We start from the raw sequence: 16,224 nt of genomic DNA on the forward strand, positions 1-16,224 counted from the left end.
ACAAGCACCGGCTGCTGAAGACACAAAGACAGATACTCTCACATCAGATGAACCTGAAATTCTTGAAATTCTGGAAGAGGTGGAGTTTCAGGATGCTTCGGATGACTCTCTGAGAAACATTCCTACAATGGAGTTTGAACCTCTGCGGGGTGAGGAGAGACTTACATGCAGCTACCCCATCCAAGTAGGAAGCTTTGGAAATATTCGTGAAGCATACTCGAAGTCTGTTGAAATAGGTAATCGATTGAACGAGGAGATTTATCTCATCTACAACCAAACCACTGAACTTTTTGGTTTGAGAACTTCACCTATTGGAAATATATCGGATGCGCTGCTTCAGCTGTTACTATTCAGGGAGCAGGATCCGCTCAACCAATATGCAATTGTGGCTTTATGTACCAAACGGGAGTCGTCTGTTGAAGAAACCTATGCCCGTTTTATCATCCCAATTTCTCAATTTGATACAGAGAATGATGCTCTTCAATTATCAAATGAAATTGAAGACGAACTGGATATTCAAACAGATGTTAGAAGACTACAGGCAGGTGAAAGTGAGAAATTTACTGTTATTGCGGGTTCATATACGGATTTTACCATGGCAGATCAAGTTCAGGAACGGTTACTTAATTCCGGCATAATAGATAATCCCGGTATTGAAGTTGACCCGGAAACCTCTCTGGCACTAGACCTAATGTTTAGAATCTATTTGGGTGAGATATCAGATACCGGCGAATTTTCTGAAAAAAGTACGGAATATTTCAGGTCTACCGGTCGGCGCCTATCCATAGATACCGATCAGGAATCTATTCGATTGTTTGATCAAAGTGAGTATAAAACCTGGGCAAGATTTATAGAAATATTTGAAGAGGTGAGGAACCGCACAGGCCTGGAACCTCTTGAAATTTTTATTCTCGAATAGCAGGCATGTTTCGCATTGCCATCTATAGATATTGAATCGTTGCTACTTGCGTACCGCGGTATATGGTTCCCTTCTTGTTCTCTGTTTTATTATCACGGGTAATAAACTTCACATTAACTGTTCCGTCTTTTTCTCGGTCAATTTTCATTTCAGCTCTCATATTCCAATGATCTGTACCGTTACTCATTAAAACCGATTGATCTCCTTCAGTAATAAGTTGGGCTCCATCGGGAAGGTTCAGTTCAAAATCTCCATAGGTAATCTCATCTTCTACTATCTGAAAAGATTCAGCAACTTTGTTCTTTGATACCTGACTACCGCTTATCACTTCTACTTTTACCTGCATAGCCGCACTTGATGCCTGTTGTGCATTTACTTCAGCTGCAGTAAATGCGATAGCTGCCACTACGAGTATGACTATTTTTATTCTTTTTCTCATGATTCTCTCCGTAAAGCATGATGTATGTAACTCAATATATTAGAATTTATTAATATTATAAAACTCTAATTTATACATAAACACCCTGCCTCCGAAGGAATCTATTCATGTATTCTGTAAACATCGTTTTTACATTTATTAGACTTTTTCTGGTCTAATAAAACGTTGTCAGTACGATCATTAGAGGGGTTTACTGACGGGAGAAATTGAACAGAGTGTGAATATCAAAAAGGATATGAGTATCAGAATTCTGACCGCACAAATCCTTGCATTCTGCTTGTTAAAAGCTAACTTCCTGCAATTTTATTTGGTGGGGTCGGTTAACACGCATCTACAAAACTGGATAACTTCTGTCTTTCTGCCTTTAGCATAATTTGACTACAAATCGATTTGATCTTCCACTTGAGTTAATAATATAGAGCATAAAAAAAGCCGATTGAGTTGAATCAATCGGCTTTTAAAGAAAAGAGATGGAATATGAGCCTAAAGCATCATAGCCAACGGATTTTCAATCATTGTTCTTAATGTATTAAGAAATTGTGCAGCTTTCGCCCCATCAACGATTCTATGGTCGCTGGACAGCGTTACCTTCATTCGCTTGCCCGGTACAACCTCCCCATCCTTAACCACAGGTACATCTCGTATAGCACCAACTGCAAGAATACATGCATTCGGAGGATTTATAATTGCTGTAAACTCCTCTATGCCAAACATGCCAAGATTACTAATAGTAAAAGTACTTCCTTCCATCTGTTCCGGCTGCAGTTTACGATCGCGTGCCAAACCGGCAAGCTCTCTGGTTTCTGTTGAAATCTGCTGCAGTGTTTTCTTATCGGTATGATTTAAAACCGGAGTCATTAACCCTTCATCAATAGCTACAGCCACGGCCACGTTGACGTCACCGTGTTTACGTATGGTGTCACCCAACCAGGAAGAGTTAACTTCAGGGTGCTTTCTAAGGGCCATTGCACTTGCCTTCACAACAATATCGTTAAAGCTGATTTTCACTTCACTGAATTCATTCAAGGCAACCCTGGCATCAATTGCTCTCTCCATGTCGATGTCTATCGTCTCATAAAAGTGTGGGTTATTGAACTTACTCTCGCTGAGACGGCGAGCGATCGCTTTGCGCATTTGAGAAATCTTAATCTCTTCGTCTTCTTCCGAAGCAAATGAAGGAGCTTGTACCGCGCCCTCTTTCTTCGCATCAGAAGGCTTATAATTTTCAATATCGCGTTTTATGATTCTGCCTTCAGGCCCAGATCCATCCACAGCAGAAAGCTTAATACCTTTATCCTCTGCCATTTTTCTCGCCAACGGTGATGCCTTTATTCTGCCATCATCATCAGTTTGATCAGTTTCTTCATCTACTTCTTCTTTTTCTTCTTTACCATTACCGGAATCGACTCCTTCCAAAATGGGATCAAACTCTTTTTTATCAGAAGGTTCTTTTTTCTTTTCTTTATCGGAGCTCTTTTTTTCAGATTTATCTTCAGATGAAGACTCTCCATTAGCGCTATCAGCCTCCTTCAGTAAATCACTGATATCTTCTCCTTCTTCACCAACAATAGCCATTATTCCACCCAAAGGAACAGCATCTCCTTCATCAACTAAAATTTTGAGAACTGTGCCCGGATCAAAAGCCTCGACCTCCATTGTAGCTTTATCTGTCTCAACTTCGGCAATTACATCACCGGCTTCAACTTTGTCCCCTTCACTGATGTTCCATTTCGCAATGACACCCTCTTCCATGGTGTCACTTAACTTCGGCATCTCAATTTTTATAGCCATAATTCTGTTGCTTAATTCTATTTTATATTTTTAAATCATACTGCTAAGTGGAATCAGAACCACTCCTTAGTTAACCTCTAATTTCTATACATCACTGCATTTACAGCATCAATTACATTTTTAGCATCCGGTAACCATAGGTCAAAAAGCGGCTTGGAGAACGGCGCGTTTACATCCGGCAAGGATACTCTTCGAACAGGTGCATCCAGGTAGTCGAATGCTTCACGCTGAATCAAAAATCCAACTTCAGATGCCAATCCGCCAAACGGATGAGATTCGTCCACAATTACACACCGGTTCGTTTTTTTCACCGATTCGACTATTAATTCAATGTCCAGCGGCTTAATCGTTCTCGGATCAATAATTTCCATTTCCACACCGTCTTTTGCAAGCTGTTTCGCCGCTTCTTTAGCGATATGGTACATTTTCCCGGTAGCCACGACCGTAACGTCGTCCCCTTCACGCTTAATTTTACCTTTTCCGATAGGGATGATATAATCTTCCTCATCAGATACTTCACCTTTCAAACCGTACATCTGCTCAGACTCCATGAAAAGAACGGCATCGTCGTTCCGGATCGCTGACTTTAATAACCCTTTCGCATCATCCGGTTCGGATGGATAGATCACGGATAATCCCGGAAATTGAGCATACATCGAGTCGTAGGCAACGGAGTGAGTTGCACCAAGCTGGCCGGCTGAAGCATTGGGCCCCCGGAATACAATCGGTGTATTCAATTGACCGCCCAGCATGTATCTCGCTTTGGAAGCGTGATTGATAATTTGATCAGCTGCCAACACGGCAAAGTTGAACGTCATAAACTCAACGATTGGGCGTAAACCGTTCATCGCAGCACCAACCCCAATTCCGGCAAAACCAAGCTCAGAAATAGGAGTATCAATTACCCGTTTAAAACCATATTTATCCAAAAGTCCTTCCGATACTTTGTAGGCACCGTTATACTCGGAAACTTCCTCACCCATCAAAAAGACTTTTTCGTCGCGAGCCATTTCTTCGTCCATTGCGTCGCGAATTGCTTCTCTAAATTGTAATTCAGCCATTTCTATAAATCGTTGTCTTTAATATTTCTTTTTGAGTCGATTACTTTCTGTCATGAAAGTGTGGTGTATCCGCAAACATATCCTCGTAGAGTGCTTCATCTTCCGGGAAGTCGGCATTTTCCGCAAATTCTATGGCTTCCAGGATTTCATCTTCGATACGCTGCTCGATCTCTTCCAAGTCCTTTTTCTTTGCTATTTTTTCATCAATCAAGTATGACTTCATACGCTCTACCGGGTCTGTCTCCTGGTATTTTTTCAGCTCATCTTTGGTTCTGTATTTCTGAGGATCGGACATGGAGTGGCCGCGATATCTATATGTCCGAATTTCAACAAACCAAGGCATGCTATCTTTACGAACTTCATCGGCGATATTCTTCATGTTTTCGTAAACCGTAAGTGCATCCATTCCATTAAATACAGCACTCTTCATTCCATAACCTTTAGCACGTTCGTGAATTTCATTTACAGTATGGCGCCGTGCAGCAGTACCCATGGAGTACCCGTTATTCTCAACAACATAGATACACGGTAATTTCCAAAGCTGGCTCATGTTAAGAGTTTCGTGAAGTGATCCCTGATCTACAGCTCCATCTCCAAAGAAAGTTGCCGTAACCCGATCATTCTCCTGGTATTTGTTAGCAAACGCAATACCGCCGCCGATAGGAATATGTCCGCCTACAATTCCGTAACCACCCCAGAAATGCTCTTCAACATTTGCAAAGTGCATGGATCCGCCCTTTCCTTTTGAGCATCCAGTAGCTTTTCCAAAAAGCTCAGACATACCGGATTTTGGGGAGACTCCTCTAAGTAAACCCCAGCCATGGTCACGATAAGCTGTGATGATATCATCATCATCGTTCAATGCATTTACTGTTCCTGTGGATACAGCTTCCTGGCCGATATAAAGGTGAAGAAATCCACCAAATTTCCCTTTTTGATACTGCTGCATTGCACGCTCTTCAAACCGGCGTTGCAAAAACATCTGCTCAAACATATGGACTACATCATCATCCGAAAGACCTAAGTCTTTGTGTGATTTATCCGTTGGATCAGGCAGTTCTACTGATTTTTCAATTTGGCCGTTATTGCCACTGTCAATCCCGATGGGAGTAAAAATAGCTTCTGTTTCTTTCTTCTTTGCCATACTTACAGTTAATCTTTAAACAATTTCTGATTTGCGTTGAATATACCCATTATTTAAGAAGTTTACAGATGCCCTGATCTTAAAGTTAGATCTCTGCCTTTATTAACTCCTCAGCTTTTTTAAATGCATCTTCAATTTTTTCAGGAAACCGGCCGCCGGCAGTTGCAAGGTTAGGTTGTCCGCCTCCGCCTCCGCCAACAATTCTTCCCAGCTGTGAAACCATGTTTCCGGCTTTCACACCTTTTTGAATAACATCGTCAGTTACCGCGGCCATAATGTAGACTTTTTCTTTTTCTTCATCTTCTGACGCCAGGATAACAACACTTTCTTTTTTCGTCTTCTCCAAAGCATCGTATCCAAGTTGCTTTAATGTATCCATGTCGGCTCCGTCCACTTTGCCTGTATAGAGCTGAACACCGGAAATATCCTTTCCGTTTTCGAGAATCTGATCGAGAGAATCACCCGCCTGACTTTGAAGCAGTTTTTCAAGTTCTTTTTCAAGCTCTCTGTTTTTCTCAATCAAAGATTGAATGCCGGATACCAATTCTTTTTGCGCACCGATGAGCTCACGCGCTTTTTGAAGCTGCTCTTTTTCCGATCTCAGAAGTCTATCCGCTTTCTTACCTGCAACAGCTTCAACCCTTCTGATCCCTGCCGCGGCCGATGACTCATCCGTAAAACGAAAGTACCCGATTTTACCTGTAGCATCAACGTGTGTGCCACCACATAGCTCTACCGAATAGTTCGGGTCGAACGTGATCACACGAACGTGTTCACCGTACTTTTCGCCAAAGAGCATCATTGCTCCTCTCTCACGCGCTTTATCAATTGGGACATTACGTTCTTCGAGTAGTGGAATATTTTCCTGAATCTTTTCATTTACCTGCTGCTCAATTCGATCGAGCTCATCCTGTTTTACAGATTCGAAATGAGAAAAATCAAACCGGAGTCTGTCAGGCGCTACCAACGAACCTTTCTGAGCTACGTGATCTCCCAGAATATCCCTAAGGGCGGCATGCATGATGTGGGTTACTGAGTGATGTTTTTCTATTTCCTTTCGACGATTTACATCGATTTCGGCAATCCAGTTTCCGGTCGGATTGGATGGAAGTCGATCTACATAGTGCAGATGTCCGTCATCCGACTTTTGAACATCCTTCACCTCAATCGTTTCATCTCCATTTTTGATAAAACCAATATCAGCCACTTGTCCGCCGGATTCCGCATAAAATGGTGTTTTCTCGAGCAGTATAATTTTACTCTCTTCACTCTCAGCCGTTGCAAGAATCGTCGTTTCTACACTCACTTCGTCATAACCCACAAACTCAGACTGTCCTCCTTTCATCACTTCCCATTTCAGGTCACTTTTTTGTGAAGAGGTAAACTTTCCGGCTGCCCTTGCCCGCTCTTTCTGCTCCTTCATCAGTTCATCAAAACGATCGGTATCCACTTCAACACCTTTTTCGCGGGCCATCAATTCCGTTAAATCGATCGGAAAACCGTATGTGTCGTGCAGTTTAAATGCGTCATCACCCGACAGCTTTTCTTCTCCTTCAATCATAGAATTGAACAGTTCAATTCCCTGACCAAGAGTGTTTAGAAAACTCTTCTCTTCAGCTAAGATTACATTCTGTATATATTCAACCTGTCCATCCAGCTCGGGGAAAACGTCTGAGAACTGCTCAGCCAAAACAGGAACCAGTTTACTCATAAACGGTTTTTTGAAATCCAGCCGGTCCCACCCATAGCGAATTGCTCTTCTGAGAATTCGGCGAATCACATAACCGCGACCTTCGTTGGACGGAGAAGCCCCATCCATGATGGAAAAACTGACCGCACGAATATGATCTGATATCACCCGCATGGCAATATCTGTCTCTTCATCATCTCCGTACGTTTTACCGGCCATATCTGCAATCTTCTGAATGATAGGTTGAAAAACGTCCGTATCGTAATTGGATGTTTTTTGCTGAAGAACAGCACAAATTCGTTCAAAACCCATTCCTGTATCCACATGCTGTGCCGGTAGTTTTTCCAGCGAACCGTCCTTCTGCCGGTTGAACTGAATAAATACTAGATTCCAGATCTCCATCACTCGGGGATCATCCATATTTACAAGTTCAGCGCCGGGCTTCTTCTTTCTCTCCTCGTCCGACCGCAGATCAACATGAACTTCGGAGCAGGGTCCGCAAGGTCCGGTTTCACCCATTTCCCAGAAATTGTCTTTTTTATCAAACTTAAGCACGTGATCCGGAGAGATAGAGGTCTTTTTAACCCAAAGCTTTGCTGATTCGTCATCGGCAGGAAGTCCATCAGATTTATCCCCCTCAAAAACAGTAGCATATAAGCGATCAGGGTCGAGGCCCCATTCATCTACCAAAAGCTTCCATGCCCACTCGATGGCCTGCTCCTTAAAGTAATCGCCAAATGACCAGTTACCGAGCATCTCGAACAGAGTGTGGTGGTAAGTATCGTGCCCTACTTCTTCGAGATCGTTATGCTTTCCGCTTACACGAATACAACGCTGCGTATCGGCTGCCCGATTCCATATTTTACCATCATCTTTTAGTCCCTCCTGTTCTCCTAAAAAAATCGATTTAAACTGATTCATCCCTGCGTTTGTGAATAACAGAGATGGATCGTTTTTTGGCACAACAGGGGCACTGTCTACAATGAGGTGTCCTTTATCTTTAAAGAAATCCAAAAAATCCTGGCGTATTTGAGCAGCCGTTTTTAATGACATAAATTCAAAAAATATTTAATAAATATGTTTTCCTAATAAGCTTTTTAAAATAGCAAAATTTAAACATAACCTCATTTCAATCTTCCGATTTCGTTCTCATTAGCCAAACACTTCTTTATATTGAGCTATCTTTTAATTGATTTTGTCTTATGAAAACCGTTTTAAACTATTTTCTGCGAGGGTTACTTTTTATCTTCCCTCTTTACGCTACAATCTTTGTAATTGTATTTCTCGTTGACTGGCTGGATTCTGCCGTTAATCCTATTCTATTTGGATGGCTGCCGGTTCATATCCCTGGACTGGGTTTAATTACTTCATTTATTTTCATTGCTCTTCTGGGATTTATTATCTCAATGGCGTTAACCCGCCCCCTTGTCAACTACTTTGAATCCATTTTATCACGGATTCCTTTTATCAAAATTATCTACACAGCTTTTAAAGATTTCTCAGAAGCGTTTTTAGGGGATAAAAAGAAGTTCAATAAACCGGTGATTGTTACTTTCGCCGATGGTTTGGATCGAATCGGGTTTATAACCGAGCGAGACTTAAGTATTCTTAATATTGAAAACAGAGTCGCAGTATACTGTCCTCACTCGTACAACTTTTCCGGTAATCTTTTTCTGGTTGACCCGGAGCGAGTACAGATTTTAAAAATTGATCCTGCCAATGCTATGAAATTTGCCGTTAGTGCCGGAGTGACTCAAATAGAACCTTACAAGGCTAAATAAAAATGAGCAGAGACACCATATTTTCAGAATCAGAACTAACCGAAATTCGTGAGAACTTCCCCCATACAAAGACCGAACGTGTCTACTTAAATCATGCTGCTATCAGTCCAATTTCCTGGGCTGTAAAGCAAGCAATTGAAAAATTTATTTCCGACAGGCATTCCGGTAAAATTGACAACATAGAAATGGGAATGTCTATTCTTCAGGAAACCCGTGATTTAATATCCGGTTTTGTTCATGCAGAAAGTACCGAGCAGATCACCTTTATGTCTAACACTTCTGAGGGAATAACAGCTGTTGCCGAAGGTCTTGATTGGAATGAGGGTGATGAGATATTATTGAACCACATGGAATTCCCAACCAATGTTCAGCCATACAGAATTCTGGACAGATTTGGTGTGAACGTTCGGTATATAGAACCGGTGAACAATAGAGTAACTCCGGGCATGGTGGAGTCTGCTATTTCATCCAATACCCGGCTATTTTCAATAAGCGCAGTTCAATACCTTACAGGATTTAAAGCAGACCTGGAAGCGATCGGAGCTATTTGTAAAAAACATAACATCCTGTTTGTTGTAGACGCCATCCAATATTTGGGCGCCGGTACCATCGACGTGCAAGCCTGCAACATAGACGCACTGTCAGCCGGAGGACACAAATGGCTGATGAGTCCAATGGGCACCGGGTTTCTCTATCTCTCAGAAAAATTAAGCAAGCAGTTAAAACCTTATAAAACGGGTTGGCTGTCGGTTCAAGAGCCGTGGGAACTTTCAAACTTTGACCAAAAATGGCTGCCGGTATCACAACATCTAGAGATTGGAACACCAAATATGATCGGGTTTGCCGGTATGAACGCTTCTCTGAAAACCCTGAATAGTATTGGTCTGAGTAGAATTACAGAGAACATACTAAACCTCACAGATTATCTGACTGTAAAATTATCTCAGCAAAACAACACTCAACTAATCAGTCCAAAAGAACGGGAAGAAAGAGCAGGAATCGTTACATTTACTACTACAGATATAACAGATACGGAAGCGTTTGTGGAAACCCTAAAAAAGAAAAATATTACGATTTCATCTCGTGAGGGAAAATTGAGAATTGCGCCCCACTTTTATAATACTATTGAAGAGTTAGACACTGTATTGAATGCTCTTATTTAATAAACTCAAAAAAATTGCGCTTGAGATAAAAGACGTCATCGGAGCTACAGTCCAAAAAGCAGTCGATGACGAAATAATGGTACATGGGGCGGCTATTGCCTTTTACACAATCTTTTCAATTACTCCGCTTTTTATCCTTATTGTATTTTTGGGCGGCATTTTTTTGAGTGAAGAGATTGTAGCACAACAGGCCTCAGAATACCTCGGCGAGTATCTTGATGAAGAAGTTTTGGCTAATTTAATTGATTACATATCAGGACGTGGACGAGATCAGGCCGGACTTGTAACAACAGTTATTGCGGCCGGCACGGTAATATTCGGGGCTACAACGGTTATCAGTCAGCTTAAAATCACCCTGAATAAAATCTGGAATGTTGCAGATATAACAATTAATTCTATTTGGCACTATCTCTTAAACCGTTTGCTGGCTTTCGTGATGATTATCCTATTTAGCCTATTACTGCTAACATCATTGGCAGCAGAATTTGTACTGGCTATTGGTTCTACATATTTCAGTGAGCTTTTTCCAAACATTGAGCTAAATATTTATGGAATTATCGCTCAGTTGGTGACACTTATCTTTGCCATTATTTTCTTCACACTGATTTTTAAAATACTTCCCGATGTTCACGCCAGATGGACCGACGTTTTAATCGGAGCATTCGTAACAACTATTCTTTTTCTGATTGGTAAGCTTCTGATTGGTTTCTTTTTCTCGGCAACCGGAATTGAAGCTGCTTATCGAGCTGCCGGTTCCCTTGTCGTTTTTATAATCTGGGTTTACTATAATATTCAAACCATCCTACTTGGAGCTGTTTTTACACAAGTATATACCGAAAAATATGGCGGTAAAATTAAGCCCTACAGATTCGTTTCCTTAAAAAATATCGGCCCCGATTTACAAGATTGAAACTACTTTTTCAATAAATAACCATTAATAAAATCAAGCAATAGTTATAGAATATGTGCTTTGTATAATGAATAATCTGCAAACACATAATTCAAAATCTAAAGGATAGCGCTCATAACTGAGATGTCTGTAAAATACGAGCCAATAAAGTGGAGCACGTATTAATATACCTCTTCAAAGGTACGAGCAGATGGTTTCATAAACTGTTTGAAATCATTTCGAGGAATATCATTAAGATCTTCGGGCAATTTTTTTCGAATATCAAGATACTCATCAAGCCCAAGTCGAAGTAGTTCTTTATAAATACCGATTTCCATACCTTTCAGCCCACAGATATAAATCAAAGTATTCTTCTTTCTCAGGATTGGCAGAAGCAACGCTTCCTCATCTTCTATTTTAGTTTGCACATAGTGCTTGGATCCGTCTTTTCTTCGGCTTTCTCTTGAAATGCTTTTTAAATAGTGGAAGTGGCTATGCTCTTGCGCCATTTTCTCAAAATAGTCTGAGTAGAGCAAGTCCGTCCGGTACGGGCAACCAAAAATGAGTGCACAATCATTTTGATAATCCCCTTTGGCAAACAGCTCCATGATCATTCCGCGGAACGGTGCTATTCCTGTACCGGTGGCAAAAAACAGATAGTTGAATTCTTTCTCGTTTTCAGGAAGCAAAAATCTTTTCCCGCTGGGACCCGTTACTTTCACCATTTCACCGGGCTTCAAATCAGCCAGGTAGTTAGAGGCTACACCAATGTAAAGTTTGCCCTCAAACTCTTCGATGGTTCTTTTAACCGTTGTGGATACTAAATTTTGCTTTCCATTTTCACCGCTGTTTGGAGAGGATACAGAGTAAAGTCGTAGTTTATGAGGTCGACCTTTCTCATTTTTTCCCGGAGGCAATATTCCAATCGACTGTCCAACTTTAAACCTACCCTCCAATTCAGTTCCGGACACGTCAAATGTAATGTGTCTTACAAAATTCGGACTCGATTCTTTGGTGATGATGTAATTCTCAACGACGGGGACTTCAACCGGATTTTTTGGACCGTAAATATTGAGCTCAACTTCAGGTAGTGTAATCTCAGCCATGTATTCAAAATTGTAGTATGATTATCAGTTTCGTTTTAATATCTAGGTGAATGTTAACTAAAGAGGAAATTGAATCATTTCATCAAACAGTTCATTCTCTTCACTCACATAATGTGACGACATAAAAATAGTGGTATTCTGAGATTTTACATCTTTAAGTAAATTCATGACCACAATTCTCGTCTCTTTGTCGAGTCCTCTCAGCGGTTCATCCATGATAAGTAGTTCGGGGTTTGATATCAGGGCAGCTGCTATTTGGGTTTTCTTTTTCATTCCCGTAGAGAATGTACCGATCTGTTCATTCCGTGCATCCAATGAGAGATGATTGAAAATATCTTCAATTTTTTTCCCTGATGACTCATCCCAAAGATCTCTGTTTCTTAATACCCACTCCAACAGTTCTGACGCCGTCAGATGATCCGGAAGTGTCTCCTCATCATGTACAAGCCCAACATATTTTAAATATTCAGCAGGCTGATGGTGGATATCGATATTCTTGTACTTCACGAATCCTTCTGTGGGAAATGAGTTTACCGATAAAATTCGAAGAAACGTGGTTTTTCCTGAACCGTTTGGTCCAACAACCCCAACAGCCATCCCCTGCTTTATATTTTTGGTAAAGCCAGAAAATATTGGATGTCCTGATTTGTACTGTTTTGTAAGATTTTTGATCTCAATCATTCTATAAAATCGATTTTTTTAGTCTAAACCCACCAACAGATGCCACCGCCATTGCCGATGTCAGATACACTACTATAATGAACAGTTGGTCTGAACCCCGTGGAACGCCAAATACAAAAAGTTGTGCATTCATACTAATTACAAGCGGCAGCAACCATCTGACCTGCATCCAAAACCAGCTAAATACCCAACTTTTTATTGGTGAAAGCCATCTCAACATCCAGTGAGGAGAGAAATTTCGCTGCATTGTGAGCAGTATAAAAAGATGATGGGTTACGGCGAATAGAGTCCAAATCCCCACCATAAAGTTAATATCCGGTTTTTGATAAGCGACCAACCAAACTAAAACATGCCCTGCAGCTACAGCTCTGCCGGCAGGAATTTTGCGATCAATCTGCTGAAGATACTGCCAAACATTTACTCTTATAGGTGATGGAACCCACCAAAGCTGATCCACTTCGCGCCTTGCAGTGATGGTATCTTCACCCTCTGATGCTCCAAAAAATTCACTGAAAAAACTGTTGGTATGATAGTATTTTCTCTCAGGTTTTCTGTTTCTTGCGATATATAATACAACGCCTAACAAGAAAACAACCAGCGAGAGAGCTGCCTCTGCAATAAATCCCATTGAGTTTCCGACAACTGTACCAATGATGATGAAAAGCATTCCAAATAGGGCCAGTACAACCGTATTGACGAGGCTCGGTATGGCACCTGGATCCATCGGGTATTTAAAATAGTTTGCAAGCTTGAATCGCAACTCTTTTCCTTTTTCACTCTCTTGCCAATACTGAGACTGCGGCCCTACTTTTAAATACATGTAGAGGGCTAAAGAGTGAAGCCCCGTGATAAACAGCAGAGCATAAACTGAATAAGAAAATTTTACAATTAATTCAGAACCCACTGATAGAGTGTCGGCAAAAAGTGTTGCCAGAATAAACAGATAAAAGTAGAGATAGTAACTAAAGGTTCGATTAAAAAGATAAGAAATCAGATTTCTACCCGATATGTTACCGAGCTGAATAAGCTTCGATTTCGAATCGGGAAATAACAGGTAGGGTGTTACAAAAGAGATAAAACCGGCCGCCCCCAGCATAAGATATCTAAGCGTTATGACCCTTTCCTCTATGGCCGCGTCGTGCATCCAGCTTACACCCATCGCAATTGCGACGCCCGCAACAAGAGCTTTGAATATGAGTGATTGGTTATTTTTTAGTGCCAAAATAGTCAGCTGATTTATCCTCCAAAAGCAGTTGAAGAATATAACGCATCTTACATCATAAATCGAACACTCATATAATGGACTTGAGATCTTCCATTCTTAGCGGTTTAATCAGATAGGCATCGTAGCCGGTTTTTTCGGCTCTTTCTTTGTAAGCGTTATCCGTGTTTCCGGTAACGTATATAACGCGGGTACTATCCAGTTTTGCTAATATCTCTTGTGTAGCTTCAATTCCATCCATCGAGCCGTTCAAGCGGATATCCATTAAAATTATGTCTGGATTGTTCTCTTTAGCCGCTTTAATGGCATCTTCTCCGGAAGTGACACAAGCCACAACCTGACAGCCCAGTTTTTCAACCATTTTTTCGGTTGTAAGGGAAATTATTAGATCGTCTTCTACTATGAGAACTCGCTTCAAAAGAACTCCTACTCCTTAAGCATTTACATTGAACACATGTTTACATAAACAAGAAGTGTGAGTTACTGTTTTGTTACAAAATACTTCAGGCTTCTACTAAGATAGCTTAAAAGTCATTACTTTTCATGAGTTTATCAACTTCTAAAATTCTACCATTAATTATATCTCCTATGATGACCCAGCCACCAAAAGGTGTGTTCTCACTGGGAACTTCTATTTTCCAGCCGACTCTTAATTCCAATTTGTTATTCTCTTCATTCTCGAACGGTATGATGATTTTCTCCTCAGGTAATTTCAATTGATCGGCAGTGATCGTTTGTTGATACTCTTCTCCATTTTCATTCCATTTCAAAGTCTGGCCTTCTAAATTATCAGCAATCTCTTCCGGAAGAAAACTGGCCCGAAGCGGAATAATGGGTTGTTCAAACCAATTTCCCCAAATACGATTAACCCCATTTGCATCAACAAAAACAGTAATGGAAGAGTCATACACCTCAAGACCATTTATTTTTTGATTTTCGAATACGAATTTCCACTCGATAATTTTACCTTCACTACTTTGGTCATCACAGCTGATACATCCCCGAAGTGGTTCCATTTCCAGCAGTACAAGATCTTCTACAGCTGAAACACCAGTAAATTCACTATTCGAAATCAATGCCTCCGAAGCGATTGAAAGAAGTGTATCAGGTTCAGCGAGTTCAATTTGAACCGGCTCACGATCAAGGCATGGCCCCGCCTCTCCATCAAAAAGAACAGTGCTATACCCGGTTAAACCATACTCATTCAACGTGGAGCAGATATTGTTGTTTTGGGATTGAAACTTCTCATTTAACGCAATCAGCTCCCCCAACTCCAGTTTGCTAAGCTGTGAAGGGTAAACGGGCGCGTCCTCATCGATATTGAAGACATCGCATGCATAGAAAGAAATAAGAAAAATAGTGATGAAAAGATGTTTTTTAGCCATAGCAACCCTTCTAACCTGTTGGATGATAGGTAAGCCCGGAATTTCTTACAACCCGGAATTTTTAGAGCTTCATGTCGGGAATCGAATGCAGTTTTTTTATTCACGTTTTGTATATTTAAAAAACGCTAAAAAAGCGGTTTCATACGCTAACCAAAAAATAAACCATCAAGCATGAAATTCTACGTTTGTATTAAGCAAGTACCCGATGTTTACGCTCCCTTGCAAATTAAAGACGGACAACTCATTCAAGATGCAGATCGCAATGTATTGAACGCATACGACGCCTCAGCAGTTGAAGAGGCCCTTGTTTTAACCGAGCAACACGGCGGAGAAGTGGAAGTTGTTCTTGCCGGTCCCGAAAAAGCAAAAGAAACCCTTCGGAAAGCTTTAGCCATGGGTGCACATAAAGGAACTCATATTGTTACCAATGGTGATGAAGAGTTTGATTCCTCAGCCTATGCTAAAATTTTAGCAAAATTCTTTTCCGATAAAGAGTATGACTTTATCTCTTGCGGAAAACAGAGCCAGGATACGGATGCCGGATTGGCCGGATCGATGATGGCTGAATTGCTGGATCTGCCCTACGCCACAAATGCTGTTGACCTGAAATTTAGTGACGGTACACTGACGGTGAAGCGTCAGGGTGATGCCGGACAGGAAATTATTGATGTTCCTTCCCCCGGCTTGGTTACTTGCTCGAATGACATGAATGATCCTCGAATTCCGAGTTTAAAAGGTATTATGCAGTCGAAGAGAAAGCCGGTTGATACTATTTCGCTGGACGATCTTGGAGCTGATATCTCATCCGATGAAGTAAAAACCAAAGTGTTGGGCTTTGAAGAAAAACCGGAGCGGGAAGCCGGCAAAAAGTATGAAGGAGAACCTGACGAAATTGCTCGTGAGGTTGCCCAACTACTCGATACTGAAGAAAATGTCATTTAAAACAAAACGGA

General features: G+C 41.1%; 15 protein-coding genes. 5 read left to right on the plus strand and 10 right to left on the minus strand.

Features of this window, described 5'->3' with window-relative positions:
• A partial coding sequence (locus ACESM0_RS00630) for a hypothetical protein (RefSeq protein WP_372902615.1) occupies window positions 1-919 on the plus strand: 919 nt, incomplete at its 5' end.
• A 22-nt stretch (window positions 920-941) separates the two neighbouring features.
• On the opposite strand, the gene ACESM0_RS00635 is transcribed toward ACESM0_RS00630, so the two are convergent.
• The 5 genes from ACESM0_RS00635 to alaS all read right to left on the minus strand — a co-directional run bounded on the left by ACESM0_RS00635 (window position 942) and on the right by alaS (window position 8,097).
• The gene (locus ACESM0_RS00635) at window positions 942-1,358 is read right to left on the minus strand and encodes a hypothetical protein (protein WP_372902617.1); all 417 of its coding nucleotides are present in this window, start codon (window positions 1,356-1,358) and stop codon (window positions 942-944) included.
• A gap of 483 nt (window positions 1,359-1,841) precedes the next feature.
• Window positions 1,842-3,149, minus strand: a complete 1,308-nt coding sequence (locus ACESM0_RS00640; RefSeq protein ID WP_372902619.1) for a pyruvate dehydrogenase complex dihydrolipoamide acetyltransferase — start codon at window positions 3,147-3,149, stop codon at window positions 1,842-1,844.
• A gap of 77 nt (window positions 3,150-3,226) precedes the next feature.
• A complete protein-coding gene (locus ACESM0_RS00645; RefSeq protein ID WP_372902621.1) occupies window positions 3,227-4,210 on the minus strand; it encodes a pyruvate dehydrogenase complex E1 component subunit beta in 984 nt (327 codons plus the stop codon).
• A gap of 40 nt (window positions 4,211-4,250) precedes the next feature.
• Window positions 4,251-5,354 (minus strand): pyruvate dehydrogenase (acetyl-transferring) E1 component subunit alpha, encoded by a 1,104-nt coding sequence (pdhA, locus tag ACESM0_RS00650; RefSeq protein WP_372902623.1) that lies wholly within the window; start codon window positions 5,352-5,354, stop codon window positions 4,251-4,253.
• An 85-nt stretch (window positions 5,355-5,439) separates the two neighbouring features.
• Window positions 5,440-8,097 carry an alanine--tRNA ligase gene (gene alaS, locus ACESM0_RS00655; RefSeq protein ID WP_372902625.1) on the minus strand — a complete coding sequence of 886 codons (2,658 nt, stop codon included), beginning with the start codon at window positions 8,095-8,097 and terminating at the stop codon, window positions 5,440-5,442.
• Window positions 8,098-8,246: 149 nt separating this feature from the next.
• Here alaS and ACESM0_RS00660 point away from each other — a divergent pair, with 149 nt between their 5' ends.
• Genes ACESM0_RS00660 through ACESM0_RS00670 form a run of 3 tightly spaced genes read left to right on the plus strand, consistent with a single transcriptional unit; the run spans window position 8,247 to window position 10,898 of the window.
• Window positions 8,247-8,825 (plus strand): DUF502 domain-containing protein, encoded by a 579-nt coding sequence (locus tag ACESM0_RS00660; protein WP_372902627.1) that lies wholly within the window; start codon window positions 8,247-8,249, stop codon window positions 8,823-8,825.
• Window positions 8,826-8,827: 2 nt separating this feature from the next.
• The gene (locus ACESM0_RS00665; protein ID WP_372902629.1) at window positions 8,828-9,988 is read left to right on the plus strand and encodes an aminotransferase class V-fold PLP-dependent enzyme; all 1,161 of its coding nucleotides are present in this window, start codon (window positions 8,828-8,830) and stop codon (window positions 9,986-9,988) included.
• The gene (locus ACESM0_RS00670) at window positions 9,975-10,898 is read left to right on the plus strand and encodes a YihY/virulence factor BrkB family protein (protein WP_372902631.1); all 924 of its coding nucleotides are present in this window, start codon (window positions 9,975-9,977) and stop codon (window positions 10,896-10,898) included. Before ACESM0_RS00665 ends, ACESM0_RS00670 begins: the two co-directional genes overlap by 14 nt.
• A 161-nt stretch (window positions 10,899-11,059) precedes the next feature.
• Here ACESM0_RS00670 and ACESM0_RS00675 read toward each other — a convergent pair whose 3' ends face one another.
• The 5 genes from ACESM0_RS00675 to ACESM0_RS00695 form a co-directional block, all read right to left on the minus strand.
• Window positions 11,060-11,983 carry an FAD-binding oxidoreductase gene (locus tag ACESM0_RS00675; RefSeq protein WP_372902633.1) on the minus strand — a complete coding sequence of 308 codons (924 nt, stop codon included), beginning with the start codon at window positions 11,981-11,983 and terminating at the stop codon, window positions 11,060-11,062.
• A 57-nt stretch (window positions 11,984-12,040) separates the two neighbouring features.
• Complete coding sequence (locus tag ACESM0_RS00680) at window positions 12,041-12,664, minus strand: ABC transporter ATP-binding protein (RefSeq protein WP_372902635.1); 624 nt, start codon at window positions 12,662-12,664, stop codon at window positions 12,041-12,043.
• A 1-nt stretch (window position 12,665) separates the two neighbouring features.
• Entirely contained in the window at window positions 12,666-13,886 is a 1,221-nt protein-coding gene (locus tag ACESM0_RS00685; protein ID WP_372902637.1) for a hypothetical protein, read from the minus strand.
• Between the two features lie 70 nt (window positions 13,887-13,956).
• Complete coding sequence (locus ACESM0_RS00690; protein WP_372902639.1) at window positions 13,957-14,304, minus strand: response regulator; 348 nt, start codon at window positions 14,302-14,304, stop codon at window positions 13,957-13,959.
• Between the two features lie 106 nt (window positions 14,305-14,410).
• Window positions 14,411-15,271 carry a hypothetical protein gene (locus ACESM0_RS00695; protein WP_372902641.1) on the minus strand — a complete coding sequence of 287 codons (861 nt, stop codon included), beginning with the start codon at window positions 15,269-15,271 and terminating at the stop codon, window positions 14,411-14,413.
• 171 nt (window positions 15,272-15,442) lie between these two features.
• Between ACESM0_RS00695 and ACESM0_RS00700 the strand changes: the two genes are divergently transcribed.
• On the plus strand, window positions 15,443-16,213 hold the full coding sequence (locus ACESM0_RS00700) for an electron transfer flavoprotein subunit beta/FixA family protein (protein ID WP_372902643.1): 771 nt from the start codon (window positions 15,443-15,445) through the stop codon (window positions 16,211-16,213).
• Window positions 16,214-16,224: the final 11 nt, after the last annotated feature.

Source organism: Rhodohalobacter sp. (genome assembly GCF_041686455.1).
Taxonomy (GTDB): Bacteria; Bacteroidota; Rhodothermia; order Balneolales; family Balneolaceae; genus Rhodohalobacter.

What these genes read in the sequence shown, in the direction of transcription:
- ACESM0_RS00640 (WP_372902619.1), bottom strand. Translation starts at nt 3,149, where the DNA reads ATGGCTATAAAAATTGAGATGCCGAAGTTAAGTGACACCATGGAAGAG.
- ACESM0_RS00670 (WP_372902631.1), top strand. Translation starts at nt 9,975, where the DNA reads ATGCTCTTATTTAATAAACTCAAAAAAATTGCGCTTGAGATAAAAGAC.
- ACESM0_RS00660 (WP_372902627.1), top strand. Translation starts at nt 8,247, where the DNA reads ATGAAAACCGTTTTAAACTATTTTCTGCGAGGGTTACTTTTTATCTTC.
- ACESM0_RS00675 (WP_372902633.1), bottom strand. Translation starts at nt 11,983, where the DNA reads ATGGCTGAGATTACACTACCTGAAGTTGAGCTCAATATTTACGGTCCA.
- ACESM0_RS00645 (WP_372902621.1), bottom strand. Translation starts at nt 4,210, where the DNA reads ATGGCTGAATTACAATTTAGAGAAGCAATTCGCGACGCAATGGACGAA.
- ACESM0_RS00635 (WP_372902617.1), bottom strand. Translation starts at nt 1,358, where the DNA reads ATGAGAAAAAGAATAAAAATAGTCATACTCGTAGTGGCAGCTATCGCA.
- ACESM0_RS00700 (WP_372902643.1), top strand. Translation starts at nt 15,443, where the DNA reads ATGAAATTCTACGTTTGTATTAAGCAAGTACCCGATGTTTACGCTCCC.
- ACESM0_RS00665 (WP_372902629.1), top strand. Translation starts at nt 8,828, where the DNA reads ATGAGCAGAGACACCATATTTTCAGAATCAGAACTAACCGAAATTCGT.
- alaS (WP_372902625.1), bottom strand. Translation starts at nt 8,097, where the DNA reads ATGTCATTAAAAACGGCTGCTCAAATACGCCAGGATTTTTTGGATTTC.
- pdhA (WP_372902623.1), bottom strand. Translation starts at nt 5,354, where the DNA reads ATGGCAAAGAAGAAAGAAACAGAAGCTATTTTTACTCCCATCGGGATT.
- ACESM0_RS00695 (WP_372902641.1), bottom strand. Translation starts at nt 15,271, where the DNA reads ATGGCTAAAAAACATCTTTTCATCACTATTTTTCTTATTTCTTTCTAT.
- ACESM0_RS00680 (WP_372902635.1), bottom strand. Translation starts at nt 12,664, where the DNA reads ATGATTGAGATCAAAAATCTTACAAAACAGTACAAATCAGGACATCCA.